At 64.2% G+C, this 23,362-nt stretch carries 24 protein-coding genes; 13 read left to right on the forward strand and 11 right to left on the reverse strand.

From position 1 onward, the window contains the following. Positions 1-25: 25 nt before the first annotated feature. The 9 genes from ACVCMJ_RS11585 (at position 26) to ACVCMJ_RS11625 (ending at position 8,360) form a co-directional block, all read left to right on the forward strand. Entirely contained in the window at positions 26-997 is a 972-nt protein-coding gene (locus tag ACVCMJ_RS11585) for a Bug family tripartite tricarboxylate transporter substrate binding protein (protein ID WP_447081556.1), read from the forward strand. A 109-nt stretch (positions 998-1,106) separates the two neighbouring features. Further along, complete coding sequence (locus tag ACVCMJ_RS11590; protein WP_447081557.1) at positions 1,107-1,577, forward strand: tripartite tricarboxylate transporter TctB family protein; 471 nt, start codon at positions 1,107-1,109, stop codon at positions 1,575-1,577. A 17-nt stretch (positions 1,578-1,594) separates the two neighbouring features. Continuing rightward, complete coding sequence (locus tag ACVCMJ_RS11595; RefSeq protein WP_447081558.1) at positions 1,595-3,085, forward strand: tripartite tricarboxylate transporter permease; 1,491 nt, start codon at positions 1,595-1,597, stop codon at positions 3,083-3,085. Further along, on the forward strand, positions 3,076-3,840 hold the full coding sequence (locus tag ACVCMJ_RS11600; protein WP_447082583.1) for an SDR family oxidoreductase: 765 nt from the start codon (positions 3,076-3,078) through the stop codon (positions 3,838-3,840). Before ACVCMJ_RS11595 ends, ACVCMJ_RS11600 begins: the two co-directional genes overlap by 10 nt. Positions 3,841-3,900: 60 nt before the next feature. Continuing rightward, entirely contained in the window at positions 3,901-4,656 is a 756-nt protein-coding gene (locus tag ACVCMJ_RS11605) for an SDR family NAD(P)-dependent oxidoreductase (protein WP_447081559.1), read from the forward strand. Then, positions 4,653-5,708, forward strand: coding sequence for an Ldh family oxidoreductase (locus ACVCMJ_RS11610; RefSeq protein ID WP_447081560.1), 1,056 nt, complete (start codon positions 4,653-4,655; stop codon positions 5,706-5,708). The genes ACVCMJ_RS11605 and ACVCMJ_RS11610 overlap by 4 nt, the downstream gene beginning before the upstream one ends. A 32-nt stretch (positions 5,709-5,740) precedes the next feature. Continuing rightward, positions 5,741-6,460, forward strand: a complete 720-nt coding sequence (locus ACVCMJ_RS11615) for an SDR family NAD(P)-dependent oxidoreductase (protein WP_447081561.1) — start codon at positions 5,741-5,743, stop codon at positions 6,458-6,460. Between the two features lie 12 nt (positions 6,461-6,472). Then, positions 6,473-7,291: an IclR family transcriptional regulator gene (locus ACVCMJ_RS11620; protein WP_447081562.1), complete on the forward strand. Its 819-nt coding sequence runs from the start codon at positions 6,473-6,475 to the stop codon at positions 7,289-7,291. Between the two features lie 88 nt (positions 7,292-7,379). Then, positions 7,380-8,360 (forward strand): LysR substrate-binding domain-containing protein, encoded by a 981-nt coding sequence (locus ACVCMJ_RS11625; RefSeq protein ID WP_447082730.1) that lies wholly within the window; start codon positions 7,380-7,382, stop codon positions 8,358-8,360. On the opposite strand, the gene ACVCMJ_RS11630 is transcribed toward ACVCMJ_RS11625, so the two are convergent. From ACVCMJ_RS11630 to ACVCMJ_RS11670, 9 genes are all read right to left on the reverse strand, one after another. Further along, a complete protein-coding gene (locus ACVCMJ_RS11630) occupies positions 8,329-8,976 on the reverse strand; it encodes a 2-dehydro-3-deoxy-6-phosphogalactonate aldolase (protein WP_447081564.1) in 648 nt (215 codons plus the stop codon). The genes ACVCMJ_RS11625 and ACVCMJ_RS11630 overlap by 32 nt on opposite strands. Before the next feature lie 10 nt (positions 8,977-8,986). Next, positions 8,987-9,991 (reverse strand): 2-dehydro-3-deoxygalactonokinase, encoded by a 1,005-nt coding sequence (locus ACVCMJ_RS11635; RefSeq protein WP_447081565.1) that lies wholly within the window; start codon positions 9,989-9,991, stop codon positions 8,987-8,989. Between the two features lie 17 nt (positions 9,992-10,008). Then, on the reverse strand, positions 10,009-10,941 hold the full coding sequence (locus tag ACVCMJ_RS11640; RefSeq protein WP_447081566.1) for a dihydrodipicolinate synthase family protein: 933 nt from the start codon (positions 10,939-10,941) through the stop codon (positions 10,009-10,011). A gap of 28 nt (positions 10,942-10,969) precedes the next feature. Further along, positions 10,970-12,496, reverse strand: coding sequence for a UxaA family hydrolase (locus ACVCMJ_RS11645; RefSeq protein WP_447081567.1), 1,527 nt, complete (start codon positions 12,494-12,496; stop codon positions 10,970-10,972). 69 nt (positions 12,497-12,565) lie between these two features. After that, positions 12,566-13,366: a transporter substrate-binding domain-containing protein gene (locus ACVCMJ_RS11650; protein WP_447081568.1), complete on the reverse strand. Its 801-nt coding sequence runs from the start codon at positions 13,364-13,366 to the stop codon at positions 12,566-12,568. A 46-nt stretch (positions 13,367-13,412) separates the two neighbouring features. Further along, on the reverse strand, positions 13,413-14,141 hold the full coding sequence (locus ACVCMJ_RS11655; RefSeq protein ID WP_447081569.1) for an amino acid ABC transporter ATP-binding protein: 729 nt from the start codon (positions 14,139-14,141) through the stop codon (positions 13,413-13,415). A gap of 7 nt (positions 14,142-14,148) precedes the next feature. Beyond that, a complete protein-coding gene (locus ACVCMJ_RS11660; RefSeq protein WP_447081570.1) occupies positions 14,149-14,805 on the reverse strand; it encodes an amino acid ABC transporter permease in 657 nt (218 codons plus the stop codon). Beyond that, the gene (locus ACVCMJ_RS11665; protein WP_447081571.1) at positions 14,802-15,548 is read right to left on the reverse strand and encodes an amino acid ABC transporter permease; all 747 of its coding nucleotides are present in this window, start codon (positions 15,546-15,548) and stop codon (positions 14,802-14,804) included. Before ACVCMJ_RS11665 ends, ACVCMJ_RS11660 begins: the two co-directional genes overlap by 4 nt. 241 nt (positions 15,549-15,789) lie before the next feature. Continuing rightward, positions 15,790-16,845, reverse strand: a complete 1,056-nt coding sequence (locus tag ACVCMJ_RS11670; protein ID WP_447081572.1) for a LacI family DNA-binding transcriptional regulator — start codon at positions 16,843-16,845, stop codon at positions 15,790-15,792. 208 nt (positions 16,846-17,053) lie between these two features. Between ACVCMJ_RS11670 and ACVCMJ_RS11675 the strand changes: the two genes are divergently transcribed. The 4 genes from ACVCMJ_RS11675 to ACVCMJ_RS11690 all read left to right on the forward strand — a co-directional run bounded on the left by ACVCMJ_RS11675 (position 17,054) and on the right by ACVCMJ_RS11690 (position 21,700). After that, positions 17,054-18,247 (forward strand): ABC transporter substrate-binding protein, encoded by a 1,194-nt coding sequence (locus ACVCMJ_RS11675; RefSeq protein WP_447081573.1) that lies wholly within the window; start codon positions 17,054-17,056, stop codon positions 18,245-18,247. Positions 18,248-18,339: 92 nt separating this feature from the next. Beyond that, positions 18,340-19,206, forward strand: coding sequence for a branched-chain amino acid ABC transporter permease (locus tag ACVCMJ_RS11680; protein ID WP_447081574.1), 867 nt, complete (start codon positions 18,340-18,342; stop codon positions 19,204-19,206). Between the two features lie 15 nt (positions 19,207-19,221). After that, positions 19,222-21,003 carry a branched-chain amino acid ABC transporter ATP-binding protein/permease gene (locus ACVCMJ_RS11685; protein ID WP_447081575.1) on the forward strand — a complete coding sequence of 594 codons (1,782 nt, stop codon included), beginning with the start codon at positions 19,222-19,224 and terminating at the stop codon, positions 21,001-21,003. Beyond that, a complete protein-coding gene (locus ACVCMJ_RS11690; protein WP_447081576.1) occupies positions 20,996-21,700 on the forward strand; it encodes an ABC transporter ATP-binding protein in 705 nt (234 codons plus the stop codon). Before ACVCMJ_RS11685 ends, ACVCMJ_RS11690 begins: the two co-directional genes overlap by 8 nt. A gap of 58 nt (positions 21,701-21,758) precedes the next feature. On the opposite strand, the gene ACVCMJ_RS11695 is transcribed toward ACVCMJ_RS11690, so the two are convergent. Both ACVCMJ_RS11695 and ACVCMJ_RS11700 read right to left on the reverse strand, forming a co-directional pair. Continuing rightward, positions 21,759-22,502 carry an SDR family NAD(P)-dependent oxidoreductase gene (locus tag ACVCMJ_RS11695; RefSeq protein WP_447081577.1) on the reverse strand — a complete coding sequence of 248 codons (744 nt, stop codon included), beginning with the start codon at positions 22,500-22,502 and terminating at the stop codon, positions 21,759-21,761. Between the two features lie 18 nt (positions 22,503-22,520). Further along, a complete protein-coding gene (locus ACVCMJ_RS11700; protein WP_447081578.1) occupies positions 22,521-23,291 on the reverse strand; it encodes a FadR/GntR family transcriptional regulator in 771 nt (256 codons plus the stop codon). Between the last annotated feature and the right edge of the window lie 71 nt (positions 23,292-23,362).

Below are 23,362 nucleotides of genomic sequence, written 5' to 3' on the forward strand. Positions count from 1 at the left end.
TGATCCACAAAACGGAGAGGGACAAATGAAACGATTCACCTTGACGAAAATGGCCGCAGTCACCGTACTGGCCATGGTCTCGGCCACGGCGAGCGCCGCTTGGCCCGATCGCCCCATCACGCTGCTGCTGTCGTGGTCGCCGGGGGGCGGCACGGACGCCACGGCGCGCATCATCGGCAGTCTCATGGAAAAAGAACTGGGTACCCCGGTCAACGTGGTCAACCGCCCGGGGGGCAACGGGGTCGTGGGCAACCAGGCCATGGCCTCGGCCAAACCCGACGGCTACACCATCGGGCTGATCTCGGTGGAGATCTCCATGCAGCACCACATGGCGCTGACCAAGCTCACCCCCAGCGATTACACGCCGCTGGCGCTGATGAACTTCGACCCGTCGGGTGTGACCGTGGCGGCCAACTCGAAATACAAGAAACTCCAGGATCTGCTCGATGCGGCCAAGGCGAATCCCGGCAAGCTGAAGGCATCCGGCACGGGCGAAGGCGGCATCTGGCAGCTCGCGCTGGCCGGCATGCTGAACAGCCTGCAGATCAAGCCGGACGCCATCCGCTGGGTGCCGTCGAACGGAGCGGCGCCGGCGATGCTGGAGCTGGTTGCCGGGGGGGTGGACCTGGTTCCGGTCTCCCTGCCCGAGGCCCGCTCCCTGATCGATGCGGGGAAAGCCAAGCCGCTGGCAGTGATGGCGGACAAACCGGCTGGCCTGTATCCGGACGTGCCGACGCTCAAGTCGGTAACCGGGTCCGACTGGGCGATGGGTGCCTGGCGCGGCATCGTGGCCCCCAAGGGCCTGCCGGCCGACATCGCGGCCAAGTACGAGAAGGTCCTGGACAAGATCAATCACAGCCAGGAGTACAAGGACTTCATGACCAAGCAGGGCTACGGCATCGCCTACGCCAGTGGCAAGGACTTCGGCACCTTCATGGCCAAGAGCGACGCCGACATGGGCAAGATCATGAAGACCCTGGGCCTGGCCAAGGACTGATCTCCCGGGCGCGGCGGCTGCCCGGCGCCTGTACGCCTGAAGGCATGCTGCCGGGCGTCACCGGGCGGGCCGCCGTGCGCCCGCCCGGACCGAACCAAGGACCATTCGCATGAAAGTCAGTGACGTGTTGACCGGGATCCTGCTCGCGCTCTTCGGGATTGCCGTCGTGCTGTATTCGCAGACCTTTCCCGTTATCCCCGGCCAGGACTTCGGGCCGCGCGCTTTCCCCACCGCCATAGGCGCGGGGTTCATTCTCTGTGCTATTTTCCTGATCCGCAACGGCCTGAAGGCGCGGCCGCGTGCGGAGTGGTTCCGGCTGTCGAACGAATTCCGCAGCGCCCACAGCGTGTTCCGGTTCCTGCTGGTGCCGATCATGATCGTGCTGTACATCCTGTTCTCGGACAGCGTCGGATTCGTCGTCTTCTCCGTGATCTTCCTGCTGACGCTGTTCCTGGCCTTTGGGGTGCGGCCGGTACCCGCCGTGGTGGTCGCCGTCCTGGGGGGCGTGATCATTTTCTACGCCTTCTATTCCCTGTTGCACGTGCCGCTGTCCTGGGGCCTGCTCGAACCATTCGCCTGATCGCCGGAGACTGATCCATGCTTGATCACATTATTGCCGCGTTCGGCATGATTACGGACCCCTACGTCTTGGTGGTGGTCCTGCTGTCGTCCATCTACGGTCTTTTCATCGGCGCCGTGCCCGGGCTCAGCGCGACCATGGCGGTGGCCCTGCTGGTGCCCGTCACCTTCTTCATGCCGGCGGTGCCGGCCATTGCCGCGATGGTATCGGCCACGGCTATGGCAATTTTTTCGGGTGATCTCCCGGGCTGTCTGCTGCGTATCCCCGGCACGCCCGCATCCGCCGCCTACACCGACGAGGCCCACGCCATGGCCATGAAGGGCGAAGCGGGGCGGGCCCTGGGGGCGGGTCTGGTCGTATCCTGTATCGGCGGCTTGTTCGGTACTCTGGTGCTGATTTTCTTCGCACCGGTGCTGGCCGAGTTTGCGCTGGACTTCTCCACTTACGAGTACTTCTGGCTGGTGCTGCTCGGCCTGACCTGCGCCATCTTCATTGCCTCGGAAAGTCCCCTGAAGGGATTTGTGTCGCTGCTGATCGGCCTGTTCGCGACGACTGTAGGCATGAACAATCCAGGCGGTTACGCGCGCTTCACGTTCGACAACCCGGACCTGCTGGGCGGTCTGTCGCTGATTCCCGTGATGGTCGGGATGTTTGCCGTGTCCGAGGTCCTGCGCTATGCCGTGACCAGCGCGCACGGGTTCCAGAAGATCGATGCCACCGTGGGGCACATCTTCAAGGGCCTCTACCACGTCGTCATCAAATATCCGATGTCCGTGGTGCGGGGCAGCGTGCTCGGGGTGGTCGTAGGCGCACTGCCGGGGGCCGGCGCGGACATCGCGGCATATATCTCTTACGGTATCAGCAAGAAATTCTCGCGAACGCCGGAAAGATTCGGCACCGGCTACGTAGAGGGCATTGTCGAGGCCAGTTCGGCCAACAATTCCTCGCTGGGCGGCGCGTGGATCCCGGCGCTGGTGTTCGGGATCCCGGGGGATTCCATCACGGCCATCGTGATCGGTGTGCTCTACATGAAGAACCTGAATCCGGGGCCCACCATCTTCATCGAGAACGCCGTTCCTCTGTACGCCATCTTCCTGATCTTCATTTTCGCCAACCTGCTGATGGTCCCGCTGGGCTATGGCGCCATTCGCCTGGCGCGCACGGTGCTGAAGGTGCCCCGCAACATCCTGATGCCGCTCATCTTGCTGTTCTGCCTGGTGGGGTCCTACTCCATCAATAACAGCCTGTTCGACGTGGGTGTCACGCTGGCTTTTGGTGTCATCGCCTATCTGATGGAAGAAAACGGTTTCCCGCTGGCCCCCACCATCCTTGGGATCATTCTGGGCGGTATGCTGGAGAGCAACCTGGTCAGTTCGCTCATCAAATCCGACGGTCATCTGCTGGCATTCTTTGACCGGCCGATCGCCGGGACGCTGGGCATCATCACGCTGGCCATCTGGATCGTGCCGTTCATTTTGCGCGCCATTCGCGCGAGGAGATTAGCGTGAAGGCTGCACACTCGAAAATCGCCATTGTCACCGGCGCGGGCTCCGGCATTGGCCGGGCGGCTGCGCTGGCGCTGCTGTCGGATGGGTATCGCGTCGCGCTTGCCGGCCGCCGTCCGGAACCGCTGGAAGAAGTGGCCGCGCAGTCCGGCGCCGGCGACCGGGCGCTGGCCGTGCCCACCGACGTGACCGACGAGCAGTCGGTCGCGCGTCTGTTTCGAACCTGCGTCCAGCACTTCGGCGGTCTGGACGTGCTGTTCAACAATGCGGGGCGCGGCGCGCCGGCCGTGCCGCTCGAAGACCTGACACTGGCCCAATGGCAGCAGGTCGTCGACGTCAATCTGACGGGTATGTTCCTGTGCATTCGCGAGGCCTTCCGCGTCATGAAGGCGAAGAACCCTCCGGGCGGGCGCATCATCAACAACGGCTCCATATCAGCCCACGCCCCGCGCCCGCTTTCGGCACCCTATACGGCCACCAAGCATGCGGTGTCGGGCCTGACGCGTTCGGCCTCGCTGGACGGGCGCCCATACGACATCGCGGTGGGCCAGATCGACATCGGAAACGCGTCCACCGACATGACGGCGCGCATGAGCGAAGGCGTGCCGCAGGCCAACGGCACGCTGGCGGCGGAGCCGCGCATGGACGTGGACATTGTCGGCCAATCGGTGCTGTACATGGCGAACCTGCCGCTGGAAGCCAATGTGCTGTTCCATACCGTCATGGCGACCAAAATGCCGTTCGTCGGCCGGGGCTGATCGGCTCGCCTGAGCCGATTCAGTCCGATCCATCATTCCGTATTGACACAGGGAGCCATCATGGCAGGGAATCAGTACAACTTCTCCGGCAGACACGCAGTCGTGACGGGGGGCGCCTCGGGCATCGGCCTGGCCATCGCGCACAAGCTCGCCGAAGGCGGCGCTGCGGTCAGCCTGTGGGACCGCAACGCCGATATGCTCGAGCAGGCGCGTGCCGGGTTCAAGGGAGGGAAGGTCCGCGGTGTGGTCGTGGACGTCAGCGACGAGACTTCCGTGGCTGCCGCCACGGCGCAATCCGAACAGAACGGCGGCGTGGTCGAAATTCTCGTCAACAGCGCCGGAATCACGGGTCCGAACCAGACGGTGTGCGACTATTCCGTGCAGGACTGGGACCAGGTCATGGCCGTCAACCTGCGCGGCACCTTTTTGTGCTGCCGTGCGCTGGCGGCCCGCATGGTGCCCGGCAATTACGGCCGCATCGTCAACATCGCGTCCATCGCTGGCAAGGAAGGCAATCCGAATGCGTCGGCGTACAGCGCGTCGAAGGCGGCGGTGATTGCGTTGACCAAGTCGCTGGGCAAGGAACTCGCGCGCACCGGCATCACGGTCAACTGCGTCACGCCAGCGGCCGTGCATACGGCGATCTTCGATCAAATGACCCAGCAGCACATCGATTACATGTTGTCCAAGATTCCCATGGGCCGATTTGGCCAGACCGACGAAGTCGCGGCGCTGGTGGCTTGGCTGGCATCGGCCGACTGCTCCTTCACGACGGGCGGTACCTTCGACATTTCCGGCGGAAGGGCGACGTATTGATGGCTTCCGAACGCATTCCGGCAGAAATCCTCAGGCGCTTTGCCGGGCGCCTGCTGCAGGCCGCCGGCCTGGACGAGGACAAGGCGCGTGACGTCGCCGACGTCCTGGTCGAGGGCGATCTGCTGGGCCACGACACGCACGGGCTGGCGCTGCTGGCCCCTTACGTCCGCGAGCTGCGCAGCGGCAGCATGATGGCGTCGGGTGCGCCTGAAGTCATTTCGGATCGCGGGGCGGCGCTGTGCTGGGACGGGCGGCGTCTGCCGGGGCCCTGGCTGGTGCGCGAGGGCATGCGGGTGCTGGAGCCGCGCGCTCGCCGGTACGGCACCGCCACGCTCGTGATCCGGCGCAGTCACCATATTGCGTGCCTCGCCGCCTATCTGCTTCAGGCGGCCGAGCAAGGGCTGGTAATGGTGCTGGCCAGTTCCGATCCCGACGGTGGCAGCGTGGCACCGTTCGGCGGCACGCGCGGCGTGTTCACGCCCAATCCCATTGCGGCGGGCATCCCGACCTCCGGCAGCCCGTTCCTGATCGATATTTCGGCCTCGCTGGTGACCAACGGCATGTGCGGCCGCCTGCAGAAGACCGGCCAGCGGTTCGACTACGCCTGCCTGCAGGATGCGCAGGGCCGGCCGACAAATGATCCCGCCGTTCTGGCGGCCGATCCCCCGGGGACCATCCTGCCGCTCGGCGGCGTCGATGCCGGACACAAGGGATTTGCGCTGGCGGTGCTGGTCGAGGCCCTGACGGGCGGCCTGGCGGCCCATGGCCGTGCCGATCCCGCGGAGGGCTGGGGTGCTACGGTGTTCCTGTCGCTGTATGATCCGGAAGCTTTCGGCGGCCTGGCGGGATTCACGCGCCAGACTGATTGGCTGGGAGAGGCCTGCCGCGCGAATCCTCCCCGACCGGGTGGTGCGCCCGTGCGCATGCCCGGAGACCGGGGCGCCGCCCGCAAACAGGAACAGGAACGCGATGGGGTCCTGCTGCATCCGGCGATCGCGCCCATGCTGGACGCCTGCGCGCGCGAGTACGGGCTCGTGTTTCCCGGGGATTGAGGCATGGGGCCGGCTGGTCTCGAAAGAAGAAGATGACTTTTCAAAATGAGCTGTTCGCGGGCAAGTATGCGCTGGTGACCGGTGCGACCCAAGGGATCGGGGCGGGTGTGGCCAACTGCCTCGCTTCGCTCGGGGCCCGTGTCACGGCTGTGGGATTGGACGCGGGCGACGGCTCGCTGGCGTCGGGAGTCCGCGTGGCGGTGGCGGATGTCAGCGACGAGGCGTCCATCCAAGACCTGTTCGGGCAGATCGATTCGCTGGATATCCTCGTCAACTGTGCCGGCATTATCCGCCGGGGGGCCGAGCACCAGGTGGATGTATTCGAGAAGGTGCTGGCGGTCAATCTGACCGGCACCATGCGGCTGTGCAGCGCGTCGCGTCCGATGCTCAAGACCTCGCGCGGCGCGATCGTGAATACGGCTTCGATGCTGAGTTTTTTTGGCGGAGCCCTGGTGCCCGGCTACGCGGCGAGCAAGGGCGGCGTGGCGCAACTCACCAAGTCCCTGGCGCTGGCCTACGCGGAGGACGGCATACGGGTCAACGCGGTTGCCCCGGGCTGGATCGCAACGCCATTGACCCGGCCGCTGCAGGAAGATCCGGTCCGTTCGGCGCCCATTCTTTCCCGCACTCCGCTGGGCCGCTGGGGAACGCCTGAAGACGTAGCCGGTTGCGTGGCCTTCCTGTGCTCGCCGGCTTCTGCCTTCATGACGGGGGTCATTCTTCCCGTGGATGGCGGATATCTCGTCGCGTGAGGGTTGCTTGCCATGACATTCGCTGATCGCAGTCCTTCGTTGCGCTCCCGGCCGGCCGGTACGGCGGCGTTCTCCAAGTTCATCCATTTGCTGCAACTGGTGGCCGAAAGCGACCACCCCTGTTCGGTCGCCGAGCTCGTGCGGCTGAGCGGCTATCCGCGCGCCACGGTCTATCGTACGGTGGCCGGCCTGGTGGCCGAACGCTTGCTGGCGCCAAGCCTTGGCGAGAAGACCTACGTGCTGGGGCCGCGCCTGATCGAATTCGCCAGCCGTAGCTGGGAGCAGTCCGAATTGCGCCGCCTGGCCGTCGTGGATCTGGCGGCGCTGCGGGACGCGACTGGCGAGACAGTGCACTTGGCCGTACCCGACGATCGGAAAATGGTCTATATCGAGAAGCTCGAAAGCCCCAGCGCGGTCCGCATGGCTTCGCGCATCGGTTCCAGCGTGTCCATGCATTCATCCGCAGTCGGCAAGGCCTATCTGGCCGCCCTGAACGAAGCCACGTGCGAGCGGATCCTGCAGCGCCTGGAATTCCCCCGGTATACGGCCAATACCGTGGGCTCCACCGAGGCGCTGCGCGAGCAGCTGGCCGCTGTCCGGACGCGGGGCTGGTCCCAGGACGAAGAAGAAAACGAAGATGGAATCTTCTGCTTCGGGGCCGCCATCGTGGACGCCAGCGGCCGTCCGGTGGCGGCAGTCAGTGTCAGCACCTTGCGCTTCCGCCAGCGGCCCGATCCGATGCAGGCCTATGTGATGCCGTTGCGTACCGCCTGCGCCGCCATCTCGCGACGGATCGCCCGGGTGCCCGCCGCTGATCGCACCGTGGCGTGAGCGCCTGTCTGGCGGCCAGTCGCCGCGCTGGGCGCCTGTCGTACACTCACCGGTACCGATCGAATCCTTTCATGTGACCATGACAATCATGAATGACGCGGACCGGATGGTGAAGGCTGTGGTCAGCAAGCTGCGGATCAAGCAACTGCAGTTGCTGATTGCTCTGAGCGAACACAAGTCGCTGCGCAAGGCGGCGACCGCGATGTTCATGACGCAGTCCGCCGCGAGCAAGGCCCTTCAGGAAATCGAGAGCATGCTGGGCGTGACGCTGTTCGAGCGGACCCGTGCCGGCCTGGTGCCCAACGCCATGGGGCACTGCGCGATTCGATATGCCACGCTCATTTCGTCGGAGCTCACCTGTTTCTGCCGCGAGGTAGAGGACATTCGCACTGGCGCGGGCGGCAGCCTCGTGATCGGGACCATCATGGGGGCGGTGCCGCGCATTCTGGTGTCGGCGCTGGCGAGCCTGCGGGCCGCTTACCCCAATCTGTCCATCGAGATCATCGAGGGGACCAGCAGCCATCTGCTGAAGCTGCTGGACGATGGGCGGATCGACTTGATGATCGGCCGGCCCGGAGTAAGCGCCGAACCCTACGAATACAGCTACTACCCCGTGAGTGGGGAGCCGACTTCGGTCGTGGTCGGCAGCCGGCACCCGGAAGTCGCCGGCGAGATGTCGTTCGCGCAGCTGCGCGGCTTCCGCTGGGTGGTCTATCCCCGAAGAATGCCGCTGCGCATCCTGCTCGAGAAGGAAATGAATCTTGCCGGACTGTCGCTGCCGGCGAGTTTCGTCGAGACCGACTCGACCTTCGTGACGGTCGCCATCCTGGGCAACAGCGTCGATACGGCGGCGTTGCTGCCGACCGAAGTGGCCGACATGTTCACATCGGTCGGGCTGATCCGCATTCTGCCCATTGACCTGAAGGTCCCCGCCGATACCTATGGCATCGTCACGCGAAAGACGGGGACCACGACCGCCGTCGTGCAACTGCTGATCGATGCGGCGCGGAATCACACGCTAGTCGGGTCCAGGGATCCTATTTCTTCGCTGCCCGCCACTTGGACATGAACGCCTGGGCGTTCTGTCGGACCTTGTCGGCCGTATCTCGGGGGCGGTACAGCGCGCCGCCCAGCCCGAACCCGGAGGCGCCGGCTTCCAGATAGGCCTGAAGTTTGTTGGGGGTGATGCCGCCCACCGGCAGGAGGCGGATGTCGCGCGGCAGCACGGCGCGCCACGCCTTCAGGACGGCGGGGGTCAGCAGCTCCGCGGGAAAGGCTTTCAGGCTCGTGGCGCCGGCAGCCAGTGCGGCAAAGGCTTCCGTCGGCGTGGCCACACCGGGCAGCACGACCAGGTCGGCGACAGCGGCGGCGCGGATCACCTGTGGGTCCGAGTGCGGCATCACGATCAGCCGGCCGCCCGCGGCGTGCACGTCGGCAACCTGGGCGGGTGTCATGACCGTTCCGGCGCCCACCAGTGTGTCGGGCGGAAGCTCCGTCGTCAGACGTTCGATGCTGCGCAGCGGGTCGGGGGAATTCAGTGGAATCTCGATGAGGCGAAAGCCCGTTTCGTAGAGTGCCGTCCCGATGGCCAGCACTTCGTCGGGGCGGATACCCCGCAAAATGGCCACCAGTCCGGTTTCGTCCAGTTGCGCGAGGAAGTGCTGTTTCAGTGTCTGTTCGTTCATTTCGGTGTTTCTATGACGGTGCCGTGCGCGCGGCGTCATGCTGGATGAGGGACCAGAGCCCGTGGATGCCGGCGTCCTCCGACAACATCTCGGCCGAGTGCCCCAGTTCCTGTAGGGCCTCATGGTAGCGCACGCAGAGGCCGGGCCGGCCGACGAGCGCGATGCGCGCCGTGCGCCATTCGCCCTGCAGGCTGGCGAGCAGGCCCTGGATCTCGTACCCCACCAGCAGACCCGACAGATATTCGCGCTGCTCCGGGCCGGTGAGGCGCCCGGTGATCGACAAGGTCCGGCTGCTGAAGACGGTCCCCAGCAAGCCTTTGCGGCCGACGGCGGTCGTGGCGTTGCGCACGCCCAGCATGAAGGACTGTCGTGATTCGTCGCTGTCGGGCGCCAGTATCGTGTCACCCATGGTCCGGCCCAGGATGCTGTGCTGCACCAGCAGGCTGTAGAGCTCGCCAGTCAGAAACGTATCAAAGCGCAGGATCCGGCCGTCCCGGACGGCGGCCCATTTGCTGTGCGTGCCCGGCAGGCCCAGCAGCCAGCATCCCTGCATGTCTGTGCCCTTCTGTGCGAGCAGCGCAGGCACCCCTGCGATCTGCGTTTCTTCACCTCGGATCGCGTCCGGTAGCGCGCCCTCCTGGAGCAAGCCGGGCGTGATCGCCAGGGTGACTCCCCGGCCGGCATCGACTTCGGTGAGCGATCCCGCGATGTCCGCGAGACCGACCGGAACGCCGATGTAGCCCGCTTCTCGCCATCCCTGGTTGCTGCCGACCATGCCGCAGGCCATCACACGCCGGCAGGTGCCGGGCTGCTCCAGCCAGTCGCCGAGCAGCTCCCAGAAGGCCCGTGAAAACTGGCTTTCCCGGTCGCCCGGGTGGGCGCCGGGAACGGCCGGGAGGTTCATCACGCCCCAGCCGGCCTCGCGGCTGTCCAGTACCCGGCCGCCATCGCCAAACAGATAGGCCCGCATGGAGCTGGTGCCCCAGTCGATGCCGATGAATTGGCGCGGTGCCATGGTGCGTGCGGTCCTCCTCAGGCCGCCCAGCGCAGGACCATGGGATCCAGCCGACGGGCCGTTTCGATCAGGCCCTTTCGCGTCTCGGCCCGCGCCTGCGGCAGCGGGTGGCGAGTGCTGTCCGAACCGATGATGCCCCCTTCCTTCATGAGAATCTTGCTCGTCTGGATGCCGGTCTGCCGGTTTTCGTAGTTGATGAGCGGCAGCCACTGCTGGTAGAGCGCGGTGGCCCGCTCGCGGTCGCCCGCCTGGTAGCTGTCGAAGATGGCCTTGATGCCGTCCGGATAGCCGCCGCCCGTCATGGCGCCGGTTGCGCCCGCATCCAGATCGGGGAGCAGCGTGATGGCTTCCTCGCCGTCCCACGGCCCCTCGATGGCATTGCCGGCCAGCTGGACCAGGGTGCGGATCTTCGAGGCGACGCCCGGCGTCTCGATCTTGAAGTAGGAGATCTGTTCGATCTCCAGGGCCATGCGGGCCAGCGATTCGGCCGACAGGGGCGTGCCGCTGATGGGCGCGTCCTGCACCATGATCGGAATGTCGCTGGCATCGGACAGGCGGCTGTAGTACTCGTGGACGGCGGCTTCGGGGCAGCGGATGGTCGCGCCGTGGTAGGGCGGCAGCACCATGACCATGGCGGCGCCGAAATCGTGCGCGTGCCGGTTGCGCTGGATGCAGATGTCGGTGCTGTAGTGCGAAGTCGTGACGATGACCGGCACCCGCCCGGCGACGTGCTTGAGGATCGCCTCGGTCAGCAGCCGGCGTTCTTCGTCCGTGAGCGAGAATTGCTCCGAGAAATTGGCCAGCAGTCCCAGGCCGTCCGAGCCTGCGTCGATCATGAAGTCGACGCAGCGCAGCTGCCCTGGGAGGTCCAGAGAGCCGTCGTCCTGGAAGATGGTCGGGACGACGGGGTACACGCCCTTGTAGCGGGCTTTTTGATAGAGGTCTGACATAGGTTCGTACCGATAATGTGGCTGAGCTTCAGCAGATCACGCTGGGCTGCCAGGGAACGAATTCGTTCTGGCCGTAGCCGTAGAGCTCGCTCTTGGAGGGTTCGCCGGACGCGCAACGGATGATCATTTCGTAGAATTCGCGTCCCAGGTCGCGGATGTCGCGGCCTTCATCGATCACGCTGCCGCAGTTGATGTCCATGTCGTCCTGCTGGCGCATCCACAGGGCCGTGTTGGTGGCCAGCTTCAGCGAAGGCGACGGCACGCTGCCAAAGGCCGAACCGCGCCCGGTCGTGAAGCAGATGATGTTGGCGCCTCCTGCCACCTGGCCGGTCGCCGACATGGGGTCGTAGCCCGGCGTGTTCATGAAGACCAGCCCCTTGGCTTCGACGGGCTCCGCGTAATCGTAGACCTCCATCAGGCCGGTCGTGCCGCCCTTGGCGACGCCGCCCAGGGATTTTTCCAGCACGGTCGTCAAGCCTCCCTTCTTGTTGCCAGCTGACGGGTTGTTGTTCATCGAAGCGTTGTTGCGGTGGCAGACGTCTTCCCACCACTCGAAGACGTTCACCAGCTTCTGGCCGACTTCCGGCGTTGCCGCGCGGCAGGTCAGCAGGTGTTCGGCACCGTAGATTTCGGGCGTTTCCGACAGAATGGCGGTCCCGCCGTTGCGCACCAGGATGTCGACAGCGGCGCCCAGGACCGGGTTGGCCGTGATGCCCGAGAAGCTGTCCGAGCCGCCGCATTGCAGGCCGATGGTCAGGTGGCTGACGGGCACGGGCGTACGCGCGACTTTGTTGGCCTCGGGCAGCATGCTCTTGATCAGTTCTACGCCCTTGGCGATGCTCTTGGGAGTGCCGCCCACGGCCTGGATGGTGAAGGCGCGCAGGTTCGCGGTTTCCTCGAGCGCCTGGGCTTTCATCAGGGCCGGGATCTGGTTGGTCTCGCACCCCAGTCCGATGATCAGCAGGCCCGCGAAGTTCGGATGGCGCACGTATCCCGCAATCGTGCGTTGCAGCACCTTCAGGCCCTCGCCGCTGGAATCGATCCCGCAGCCCACGCCGTGCGTGAGCGCCACGACGCCATCCACGTTCGGGAAGTCCGCCAGAGCCTCCGGGCGGATGTCGCGGCGGAATTGGTCCGCGATGGCATGAGCCACCGTGGCCGAGCAGTTCACAGACGTCAGGATGCCGATGTAGTTGCGGGTGGCAACGCGTCCGTCAGGCCGCACGAATCCCATGAAGGTGTCGGGCTCGTCGACCGTTCTGGTGGGTTCGTAGTCCTCTGAAAAGCGGTAATCCTTGTCAAATTCGCGGAATTCCAGATTCTGCATGTGCACATGCTGGCCGGCTGCGATGTCTTGCGTGGCGAACCCGATGATCTGCCCGTAGCGCTTGACAGGCTGGCCGTTCGCCACAGCGCGCAGCGCGATCTTGTGGCCGAACGGGACGGGGTCGAGCAGCTCGATGTGGTTGACCTTTTCTCCCTTGGGGAAATCCCGCAGCGCAATCATGACGTCGTCGGCAGGATTGAGGATGAGGAAACGGGTATTCGTTGACATGGCGGTTGTCTCGTAACGGCCGCCGGGCGGCGAGGGGGCCCGGCGGTTCGGGATAGTGATGCGGGTATGCTACTTCAACATCGATTCTGGCAGCGATTGTCCGAAGAAGTACTTCTTGTAGATCGTGTTCAGCTCACCGTTCTTCAGATTGGTGGCGACCCACTGGTTGATGCGCGCCTTGAGCTCCGGCTGGTTCTGGCGGATGCCGACCCCCATCGGGAACTCGGTGGCCGTGTATTTGTAGGCCAGGTCGGCCTTGGAATTGGCCTTCTGGATTTCGGGCAGCACGCTGGGTGCGCCGACCAGAACCTTCTGCTGGCCGGTGGAGGCGGCGGTGTTGGACGTGGAGTCGTCTTCGTAGCGAACGATCCGCACGCCCGGGATCCCCTTGGTGCTGTCCGTGATGGTCATGTCGCTCGTGGTCCCCCGGGTGACCGCGATCGACTTGTTCGCCAAGTCCTTGGGCCCGGCGATCGGGTCAGCCTTGGGGCCGAACACCACGACCGGCACGACGCCATAGGGGTTCGAGAAGTCGATGACCTTCTTGCGTTCGTCGGTGATCGAGAACGAGGCCATGATGGCGTCCACCTTGTTGGTGAGGAGGAACTGGACGCGGGTGGGCCCCGTGACCGGCACGACGACCAGCTTTACGCCGAGATCCTTTGCCAGCAGGCGGGCCGATTCCACGTCGAATCCGGTCTGCTTGGCGTCCTTGTCGACCATGCCGTACGGAGGCGCGCTGATGTCCACGCCAATCCGGATCTCGCCCTTCTTCTGAATGTTCTGCAGTTCGTTGGCTTGCGCCCCCACGGCGCAGGCCAGCGCTGCCGTGCACAGCGCCATGCCGGACAAGGTCTTCATGATTTTCATTGCGTGCTCCATCCTCTTGTGGGAAATATCGGGCTATGCCGGTTGGTCACAGCCCGTTGCTGATGAATTGCTGCAGTTCGGGGGTGCTGGGGTGCTTGAGCAGATTGCCGTCTCCTGCTTCCCATACCACCCCTTCGCGCATGTAGATGATCTGGTCGGCGACCGCCGAGGCGAAGCCCATTTCGTGCGTGACCAGCACCATCGTCATGCCGTCTTTCGCGAGACCTTCGATCACTTTCAGCACCTCTCCGGTAATCTGCGGATCCAGCGCCGAAGTGACCTCGTCGAACAGCATGAGCTCGGGCTGCATGGCCAGCGACCGGGCGATCGCGACGCGTTGCTGCTGGCCGCCCGAGAGCTGGTCGGGATATTCGCCGGCCTTGTCCGCCAGCCCGACCTGGCTCAGCACGTGCGCTGCCAGTTCGCGCGCCTCTTTGGGGGCCGTGCGCTTGACCTTGCGCGGCGCCAGCGTGATGTTTTTCTCCACGGTGAGGTGCGGGAACAGGTTGTAGCTCTGAAAGACGATGCCCACCTGGAGTCTCAGCGCGGTGATGTCGCAGTTTTTCTCGTGCAGCGCGCGACCGCAGACGTACAGCTCGCCGCCGTGGATTTCCTCCAGCCCGTTGATGCAGCGCAGGGCCGTGCTTTTGCCTGAACCGCTCTGGCCAATGAGTGCGACCACGCTGCCCTTGGGCACGTCGAAGGAAATGCCTTTCAGCACCTCGTTGTGGCCGTAGCATTTGCGGACGTTCTGGAATTGGACGGTCGAATTCATGAAGTTCTCACAACCTGGAGTGGCGCTTGAGCTTGCGCTCCAGGCGGTACGACAGTACGGACAGCGGATAGCACATGGCGAAGTAAATCAGTGCCGCCGCCGTGAAGATGACGAAAGGCTTGAAGGTCGAGTTGTTGATGACGCGCGAAGAGTAGGTCAGGTCGAAGAAGCCGATCACCACGGCGTAGGACGTGTTCTTGACGATCTGCACCAGAAACCCGACGGTCGGCGGGATGGCCACGCGAAGGGCCTGTGGCAGGATGACGCTGGTCAGGACTTGGATCTTCCCCAGCGCCAGGCTCTCGGAGGCTTCCCATTGCGTCTTTGGAATGGCTTCAATGCAGCCGCGCCAGATTTCGCCCAGGAATGCGCTGGAATACAGCGTCATCGCGATGCCGGCCGCCACCAGGGCCGGGAGATCGTAGCCGGCAATGCTGATGCCGAAATAGCAGATGAACATGACCACCGGAAGCGGTATGCCCTGAATCAGTTTCACGTAGCCGCCCGTGAGGATCCGCAGCACGCGGCTGTTCGATGTCCCGAACACGGCAACGGGCAGCCCGACGACCGTACCGCCCACGAACCCCAGCAAGGACAGGATGAGAGTCCAGCCCGCACCTTGCAGGATGAAGAACCACTGGCCGGACGTCACGCCCATGATCATGGTTTTGCTCCTGTCGCGATCGATGTGTCGCTCGGTGCGGGCGCCCCCGGGCGGAAGGTCGACCGCGCCTGGCTGATGTGGCGCTGCCTGGGGAAGGCGACGTTGTAGCAGAGGTTCATGATGACGCGCAGCAGCCAGGACATCACCAGGTAGATCGCCGCGATGACCAGATACGCCTCGAAGCCCCGGAAGGTGCGGGTCTGGATCTGCAGGCCGACGGCGGTGAGTTCTTCGACGGAAATCTGCGACATGATCGATGTCGCCAGCATCACGAGGACGAACTGGCTGATGAGCGCCGGGTACATTTTTTCGATGGCCTGAGGCAGCACGACGTTGCGCATGACCTGGGACCGGCTCAGGCCCAGGCATGCCGCAGCCTCTTTCTGACCGTAGTGGACGGAATCGATTCCCGCCCGCACGATTTCGCAGGTATAGCCCGACGTGTTGACCGCCAGTGCAACGACGGCGGCGGCAATGGCCGGCACCAGGAATCCCAGCGCGGAAAGACCGAAGAACAGCCAGAAGGTCTGCACGATCAACGGCGTGTTCCGGGTCAGGTCCACGAATCCGGTCGCCAGCCTGCGAACCGTCGGGGAGCCCTGGGTTCGTGCCACGGCCAGCATGACGCCCAGCAGGAAACCGCCGATCAGGGCAACGGCCGACATTTCAGCCGATATCCAGAGGCCGTCCAGCAAGCTGGGCCAGTATTGGCCGATAAAGCTGAAGTCGAAGGTGTAATTCATGGTGGACAGATTGAGTGGCGGCGTATGCCTGCCGCGGAAACAGTATCCGCAGCGGGAATCGTGGCGTCGATGGAATATTTGTGGTCGGCTGAACGATTTTTGGAATGGCGGGAGCGGCAGCCCGCAACGGCGCGGTCCTTGGACGAGGCGCGTTGACCGGGCGGGTCGGTGTACTGGGGAAAACCACGATCCACTTTGGAAGGCGGGCGGACCGCTGCGTGGACGGCGGCCGGTCGTCGGGTCAGAAAGCGGGGGTCTCGCGCGGGAGGCCCAGGCTCCCGCCCTCGACGTAGGTGGCTTCCATCGGAAGCTGGCGCTCCACCGCTTCTCCGGCGATCAGCCGGGTCATGATGCGCGCAGCGCGGGCGCCGATCTCATGGGCCGGGATGCGGACAGTGGTCAGCGCGGGTTGCAGCATGGCGGCTTCTTCGATGCCATCGAATCCGATCAGCGAGATGTCTTCGGGGACTCGGATGCCCATTCGGCGGCATTCATCCAGCGCGCCCATGCCCTGCAGGTCCGTGCCGAAGAAGATGATGGTGGGCCGGTTCGACAGGCCCCAGTAGTGACGGATGGCGGCCCGCCCGCCCTCGTAGGAGAACGGGAATTCAACGATCCATTCGGGACGGACCAGGGCGCCGGCGGCATCGACGGCCGCCAGGATGCCTTTGCGCCGACACCGTGCGCGTTCGTTGCAGGAGATATCGCCGCCGCAGATGCCGATGTGCCGGTGTCCCAGGGTCAGTGCCTTCTCGGTCAGGCGGCGGGCGGTGTCGAAGTTCGAGACGCCCACGCACCAGGGATGGTCGCTCTCGTCCACCGACCAGGTCAGGACGTAGGGCAACTCATACTGTTCCAGCATCGCGTAGACGGCTGCGGGATGATCGGTCCCGACCATGATGAGGCCGTCGACGCCTCGTTCCAGCGTCGCCCTGATCAGGGCCGCTTCGTCCTCGGCGTGGTATTCGTGGCTCGCAATGAGCAATTGAAAGCCCAGCGACCAGAGCGTCTGCTGCATCGAATGCGTGGAGTGCGCAAAGATCGGATTGTTCAGCGTAGGGTAAACGGCAGCGATGGTATGCGTGCGGCGCGATGCAAGCGCGCGGGCGGCTCCGTCCCGGATATAACCCAACTGGCTGACGGCGCGGTTGACGGCCTGCAGTGTATTGGGCTTGACCTGTTCCGGCATGGAAAGCGCGCGCGAGGCGCTGCCCAGAGACACGCCTGCGAGCTCCGCGACGTCAGCCAGTGTGGGGCGACGGTGGCTGCCTTCCGTTCGTGCAGGGTGCTTGGGCATTGACAGTGAATTTTGGTGTCGTGATAATCTGGCGGAAGGGAATGAAGCGCTTCAACGATTATAAGTGATCACGAAACGGCATTTCCTTTTTTCGAGGCGGGTTTTTGAAGCGCTTCAACGGCCACATCGCAGCACCCGGAAGAAGGAAGTTCAATCCGACAATATTTCCCCGACACGACGTCTGTCGCATGGGATGAGGAGTGTAGACATGAAATACAGGAAACTGGTCTTTGCCCTGGCGGCAAGTGTTCTGGCGACTACGGCAACGGCGGCCACCGTGAAGATCGGCGCGTTGTATCCCTTCAGCGGCGGTCTGGCCTTGCTGGGGCAGGAGAGCTTTCGCGGTCTGGAGCTGGCCGTCAACGAGCGCAACGCAGCCGGCGGCATCAATGGCGACAAGATCGAGATCGTGAAGGTGGACGCGGTCGATCCGAATCAGGCCGTATCCGGCGCCAAACAACTGGTGGCGGACAAGGTCGCGGCCATTTTTGGAAGCTATGCCTCTGGGCTGGCGTACGCGGCATCTCCGGTCGCAGAACTGGCGGGTGTCCCGTATTTCGAACTCGGCGCCACGGCCCACAAGATCACGACCCGTGGCTACAAATACCTTTTTCGCAGCAACCCGAATACTGAAACGTTCGGCGATGCTGTCGTGAGTGCGCTGGACAAGACGATCGCTCCGGGCATGGGACTGGACAAGAAGGACGTTCGGATCGGCATCATTCACGAGGATGGCCCTTACGGCACCGACGTGGCGGCCACCGAGGAAAAACGCGCGAAGGCGCTGGGCTATACCGTAGTGCAGAAGTTGCCGTATTCGGCCAAGTCCGTGGACCTGTCCTCCCTCATCCTGCGTCTGAAGGGCGACAAGGCCAATGTCGTGCTGCAAACCTCCTACCAGAACGACACAGTGCTTTATTTCCGACAGGCAAAGGAAGCGAATTTCAACCCCACAGTGGTGATCGGTGCGGGCGGCGGCTATTCGCTGGTCGATACAGCCAAGGCGGTGGGCTCGGATATCAACGGGGTGTTCAACCTCGACTTCCCGCAGATTTCCATCAATCCCAAGGGAGCCCCCGGTCTCGAGAAATTCCTGGCCGAGTACAAATCCACTTACAACGGTACACCGCAGTCGGGGCACAGCCTGGCGAACTATGTGGGTGCCAAGGCTTTCCTGGATGCCATGGCGAAGGCGGGGTCTCTGGACAAGGACAAGATCCGCGATGCGGTCCTGGCCTACCAGGTGCCGGTGGGGCAGACGGCCAACGGCTGGGGCTTCAAGTTTGACAAGGATGGGCAGAACGTCGCGTCTTCGCTGTACCTGATGCAATGGCAGGACGGCGATCTGAAGACGATCGCACCCAAGGACCTGTCTCAGGCGCAGCCCGTCTTCAAGAAGTGAGGGCAGCCGCATGATGGAGCAGCGGGCCGGCGCGCCGGCCCCGCTGCCCGGCTGTCCCCAACGTGGCATGGGGCGAATCGGAGACTGGGTCCATGGACATCTTTTTTCAGTTGCTCGTCAACGGCCTCCTTCTGGGTGGCGTCTACGCCATCATCAGCCTGGGGCTCACGCTCATCTTCGGGGTGGTGCGTGTCGTGAACTTCGCCCATGGCGAGTTCCTGATGGTCGGCATGTATCTCGTCTATCTCATGTCGATCCACCTGGGCGTCCATCCGTATGTCGCTCTCGTGCCCGTGGTGATCATCCTGTTCGCGTTGGGCGCCTTCATGCAGAAGGTCGTCATTGAGCCGCTGCTGGATGCGGGCGAGGAGATCCAGATTTTTGCGACCGTGGGCGTATCGATCCTGCTGATGAATCTTGCGCTCGTGGTGTTCGGTGCCGACGTCTTTCGCGCACACGTGACGGTCGGCACCGGTTCGCTGGCCGTAGGGCCCCTGTCCCTGGTGACCGGGCAGATTTTCACCTTCGTCGTTGCGATCATACTGGCCATCCTGCTGCATCTGTTCATGCACCGCACTTACCTGGGTCGCGCACTGCGGGCCGTGGCGCAGCACCGGTATGCGGCCATGCTGATGGGCGTCAACGTCAAATCGGTCTACGTGGTCGCCTTCGGCCTGGGCACTGCGTTCGTGGGTGTGGCCGCCGGCCTTTTATCACCCCAGTACCCGGTCTTCCCGACGGTGGGGACCTATTTCGTCCTGACGGCCTTCGTGATTGTGGTGCTGGGCGGCATGGGTAATCTGTATGGTGCCGTGGCCGGTTCGCTGATCATCGGCGTCGTGGACACCATGGCGGGCTACTACATCTCGCCGGACCTGAAGGAGGTCGTCTACTTCGGCGTTTTCCTGCTGATCCTGATACTGCGTCCCAGCGGGCTGTTTGGCCTGGGCACGGACTGATAAGGAGTCCCGCGCGTGTTTCCCGACATTCGTCATCCGAGAACCTACGTCAGCCTGATCCTGTTCGCGCTGATGTTCATGCTTCCGCTGTCACTGGATAGCCCGTTCTGGACCAATCTGTTTGTGCTGCTTTTCGTGTTCTCGTCGTTGTCGGTCGCGTGGAACATCGTGGGCGGCTTCGCGGGCCAGCTTTCCCTGGGGCACGCCGTGTTCTACGGCATTGGCGGCTACGCAGCCACGCTGCTGACCCAGGATTTCGGAATCTCGCCGTGGTTCGGCATGATCGTGGGCGCCCTGTTGTCCGGGCTCGTGGCGGCCGTCATCAGCTACCCCACGCTGCGGCTCAAGGGCCCGTTCTTCGCGCTGGCCACCATCGCGATCCTGGAGGTCGTGCGGCTTCTCGTCATCCACGAAGAGAGCTGGACCGGCGGCTCCAGCGGCATCAGCCTGCCTCTGAGCATAGGCTGGAAGTGGATGGTGTTCCGCGACAAGACCAACTATCTGATCATCGCGTTCGTGCTGTTCCTGCTGGTGCTGTGGGCATCGTGGGTCATTCGCAAGGCGCGCCTGGGGCATTATCTGCTGGCCATCCGCGAGCGCGAGGATGCCGCCCTGGCGGTGGGCATCAATACGGCCAGAGTCAAGACGCTGGCGGCTGTACTCTCCGCCATGCTGACCAGCGTGGTGGGAACGTTCCACATTACCTATCTGACGTTCATCGATCCCGCCTCGGCCTTCTCGCTGGATCTTTCCATTCAGATCGCCATGTTCGCCCTGATCGGTGGCATGGGAACCGTGGCCGGACCGGTAGCCGGAACCTTCCTGGTGCTGCCCATTGCCGAGCTGGCCCGGGCCTGGCTCAGCGGCGTGGGCAACGGCGTGCATGGCCTCATCTACGGTGTGATACTGGTCGTCGTCGTCCTCACCATTCCTCATGGGCTGGTCGGCGCCCTGGGCGGCTATGTCGAAAGGACGATTCTCGCTCGCCTGCCCTATCTGGGCCGCGGAAACGGGGAACGCCGCGCGGTGCAGCCGCTGGCCAGCGGCTGCGTGCGGGGTGAACAGCCGGTGCTCGAAGCCAGCCACCTGTTCAAGAACTTCGGTGGTCTGCGCGCCACCCACGATGTCTCGCTGGCGCTGTACGAAAACGAGATCCTGGGAATCATCGGTCCCAACGGGGCCGGGAAGACGACGGTGTTCAACCAGCTGTCGGGTTTCCTGAGGCCGGACAGCGGGACGGTGCGCATGCTGGAGCGTGGCGGCGGCTGGACGAGTTGCCGCGCACCCTTCCAGTTCGCCCACAAGGGGCTGAGCCGGACCTTCCAGATTGCGCAACCCTTCACCGGTCTGACGGTCCTCGAGAACATCATGCTGGGCGCGTTCATCCACACCACCGACCGGCGCCAGGCGGAGGCCGAGGCGCTGGCGATCGCGCAGCAGACGGGGCTGGCCGACCAACTGCAGGTCGAAGCCAGAAGCCTGACCGTGGGCGGGATGAAGCGGCTGGAGGTGGCCCGTGCGCTGGCGACGCGCCCCAGGATTCTGCTGCTGGACGAAGTCATGGCGGGGCTGAATCCTACCGATATCGAGAAGGCGATCGCCATGATCCGGCGGATACGGGAATCGGGGGTGTCGGTGGTAATGATCGAGCACATGATGCAGGCGGTCATGGCGCTGTCCGATCGGATCATCGTCATCAACGAGGGGCAGGTGCTGACCAGCGGCACACCTCGGGAGGTCGTCGAGAATCCGCAGGTGATCGAGGCGTATCTGGGCAAGGGGTATCGGCATGCTTAACATCACCAATCTGTGCGCCGGATATGGCAAGACCCAGGTCCTCAACCGGCTGAGCTTCCATGTGAATGCCGGCGAGATCGTCACGCTGATCGGCGCCAACGGGGCGGGCAAGACGACGACGCTGAAGACGCTGTGCGGCGTCGTGGCCGCCACCGAAGGGCGGGTGGAGTTCGAGGGCAGGGATCTGACCAACAAGCCTTCATTCGAGATCGTGGACGCCGGCATCACCATGGTTCCGGAGGGACGGCAGCTCTTTCCGACCTTCACGGTGCGCGACAACTTGCTGATGGGCACCTACAAACGGGCGGCGCGCGCCGATGCACGGCGCAGGATGGCCGAGGTGCTGGAGATCTTCCCGCGCGTGCGCGAGCGGCTGGACCAGATGGCAGGGTCGCTGTCAGGGGGCGAACAGCAGATGGTGGCCATCGCACGCGGCATGATGGCGGAGCCCAAGCTGCTCGTGTTCGACGAACCTTCGGTCGGCCTTTCGCCGTTGCTCGTGGACCAGATGTTCGACATCGTCCGGCGCATCACCTCCGGCGGCATGACGGTGCTCCTGGTCGAGCAGAATGTGTTCCAGACCCTGCAGCTTGCCGACCGTGGCTATGTACTGGAAAACGGCAGCATCGTGCAGGAGGGCACCGGGAGCGAACTGCTCGCGAGCCCCCACATCAAGCGCGCCTACCTTGGATATTGAGGGGCGCAGCCCGGTGGCCCGCAGCTGGTGCACCGGCGTGTCTCCTGCCCGCGCTACCCTAAACGATATACAGTCCGCCGTTCACATGCACCGTCTCGCCGTTGACAAAGGAGGCGAGTTCCGAACATAGGAAGGCAATGACGCCCGCCACCTCACGTGCGGTGCCATAGCGTTTCATCGGCGTGTCGCCGATCAGGGCGGCACCTTTCTCGCGCACCAGCTGTTCGATCATGGGGGTGGCGATGATGCCCGGGGCGACGATGTTGACGCGTGTCCGGGGTGCGAGTTCGCGCGCAAGGCTTTTGCTCAGGCTGCTCACGCCGCCCTTGGAGGCCGCGTAGTGGGCGTGCGCAAAGCTGCCGCGGTGGCCCGCCATCGAGGACAGGTTCACGATCGAGCTGTTCTCGCGCAAGTGCGGCAGGGCGGCGCGGCACATGTAGAAGGTGCCGTCCAGATTGACCGACATGAGCGCGCGCCACTGCTGGTCGGTCATGTGCTCGACTTTCTGTTCGGGGTAGATGCCGGCGGCATTCACCAGATGGTCGACCGGCCCATGGATGGCAGTGATATCGCGCAGGGTCGCGTCGCACGCCGTCGAGTCCGATACGTCCAGCGGGTGACTGCTGATCAGGCCGGAGCCGCCCGTTGCCGCGAGTTCGACACGCAAAGCTTCCAGACTGGATACGGAGAGGTCGCACAGGGCAATGCCGGCGCCAGAGGCATGCATCAGCTGCGCCGTCGCGCGCCCTATCCCTCCGGTGGCGCCGGTGATCACCACCGTTTTGTGCTGGAAACTGATCATTCCGGTTCCTCGACGAAGTCAGATCTTCAGGTAGAGCCTCAGCCGCTTGGCGGCATTGGCGAGGTGCTGTTCGGCCGCCTGCGCGGCCGCGGCCGGGTCCCCGGCCTTGATAGCCGCGAAAATGGCTTTGTGTTCTTCCTGCACGGCCTCCACAAGATCGGCTGAGTTGGCCTTGGTATTGCTGCGGGCGCGGCGGATGAGGCGCCGGACACTGTGTTCCAGGTGCTTGCTGAGCGCCTGGTAGTGAGGGTTGTGCGTGGCGTTGACGATGGCTTGGTGAAATGCAAAGTCTTGTTCGTCACCCAGATGGTCGTTGGCGATTTCGTACTCCATGCCCACCAGTGCCCGGCGGATGGCCTTCAGGTCCGCTTCGGTGCGCCGCTGGGCCGCGAGCCGAGTCGCCGCCGATTCGAAGGCGGACAGCAGCTCCATGACCATGGCCAGCGAGTGCTTCTCGTCCAGGTCCACCGGCTGCATGCGGAAGGCGTCCTGGTAGTTCGGCTCCGTGACGAAGACACCGCTGCCGGCTCGGGACGTGGCCAATCCCTCGGACTTGAGCTGCGACAGGGCTTCCCGGATGACGGCGCGGCTTACGGAGAATTCCTCGCACAGTTCGCGTTCGCTGGGTAGCCGGTCTCCGACGCCGTAGGCGCCGTTGCGGATGGCCGCGATCAGCACACTGGCGATCTCGTCGGGGAGACTGGTGGGTTCAGCCGCCCGCTGGCCTGCTTCGGACCTGGGTCCTGTCGGGGCTGCGGTGCTGTCGGGCTGCGGTTCGCGTGTCTTCATGGGCTGATATTAGAGCATGGCGGGATTGCGCCACAAGCTGCCTGACAGCTTTTACGGAACCATGTTGCCCA

The organism is Castellaniella sp. UC4447_H14 (assembly GCF_052978285.1).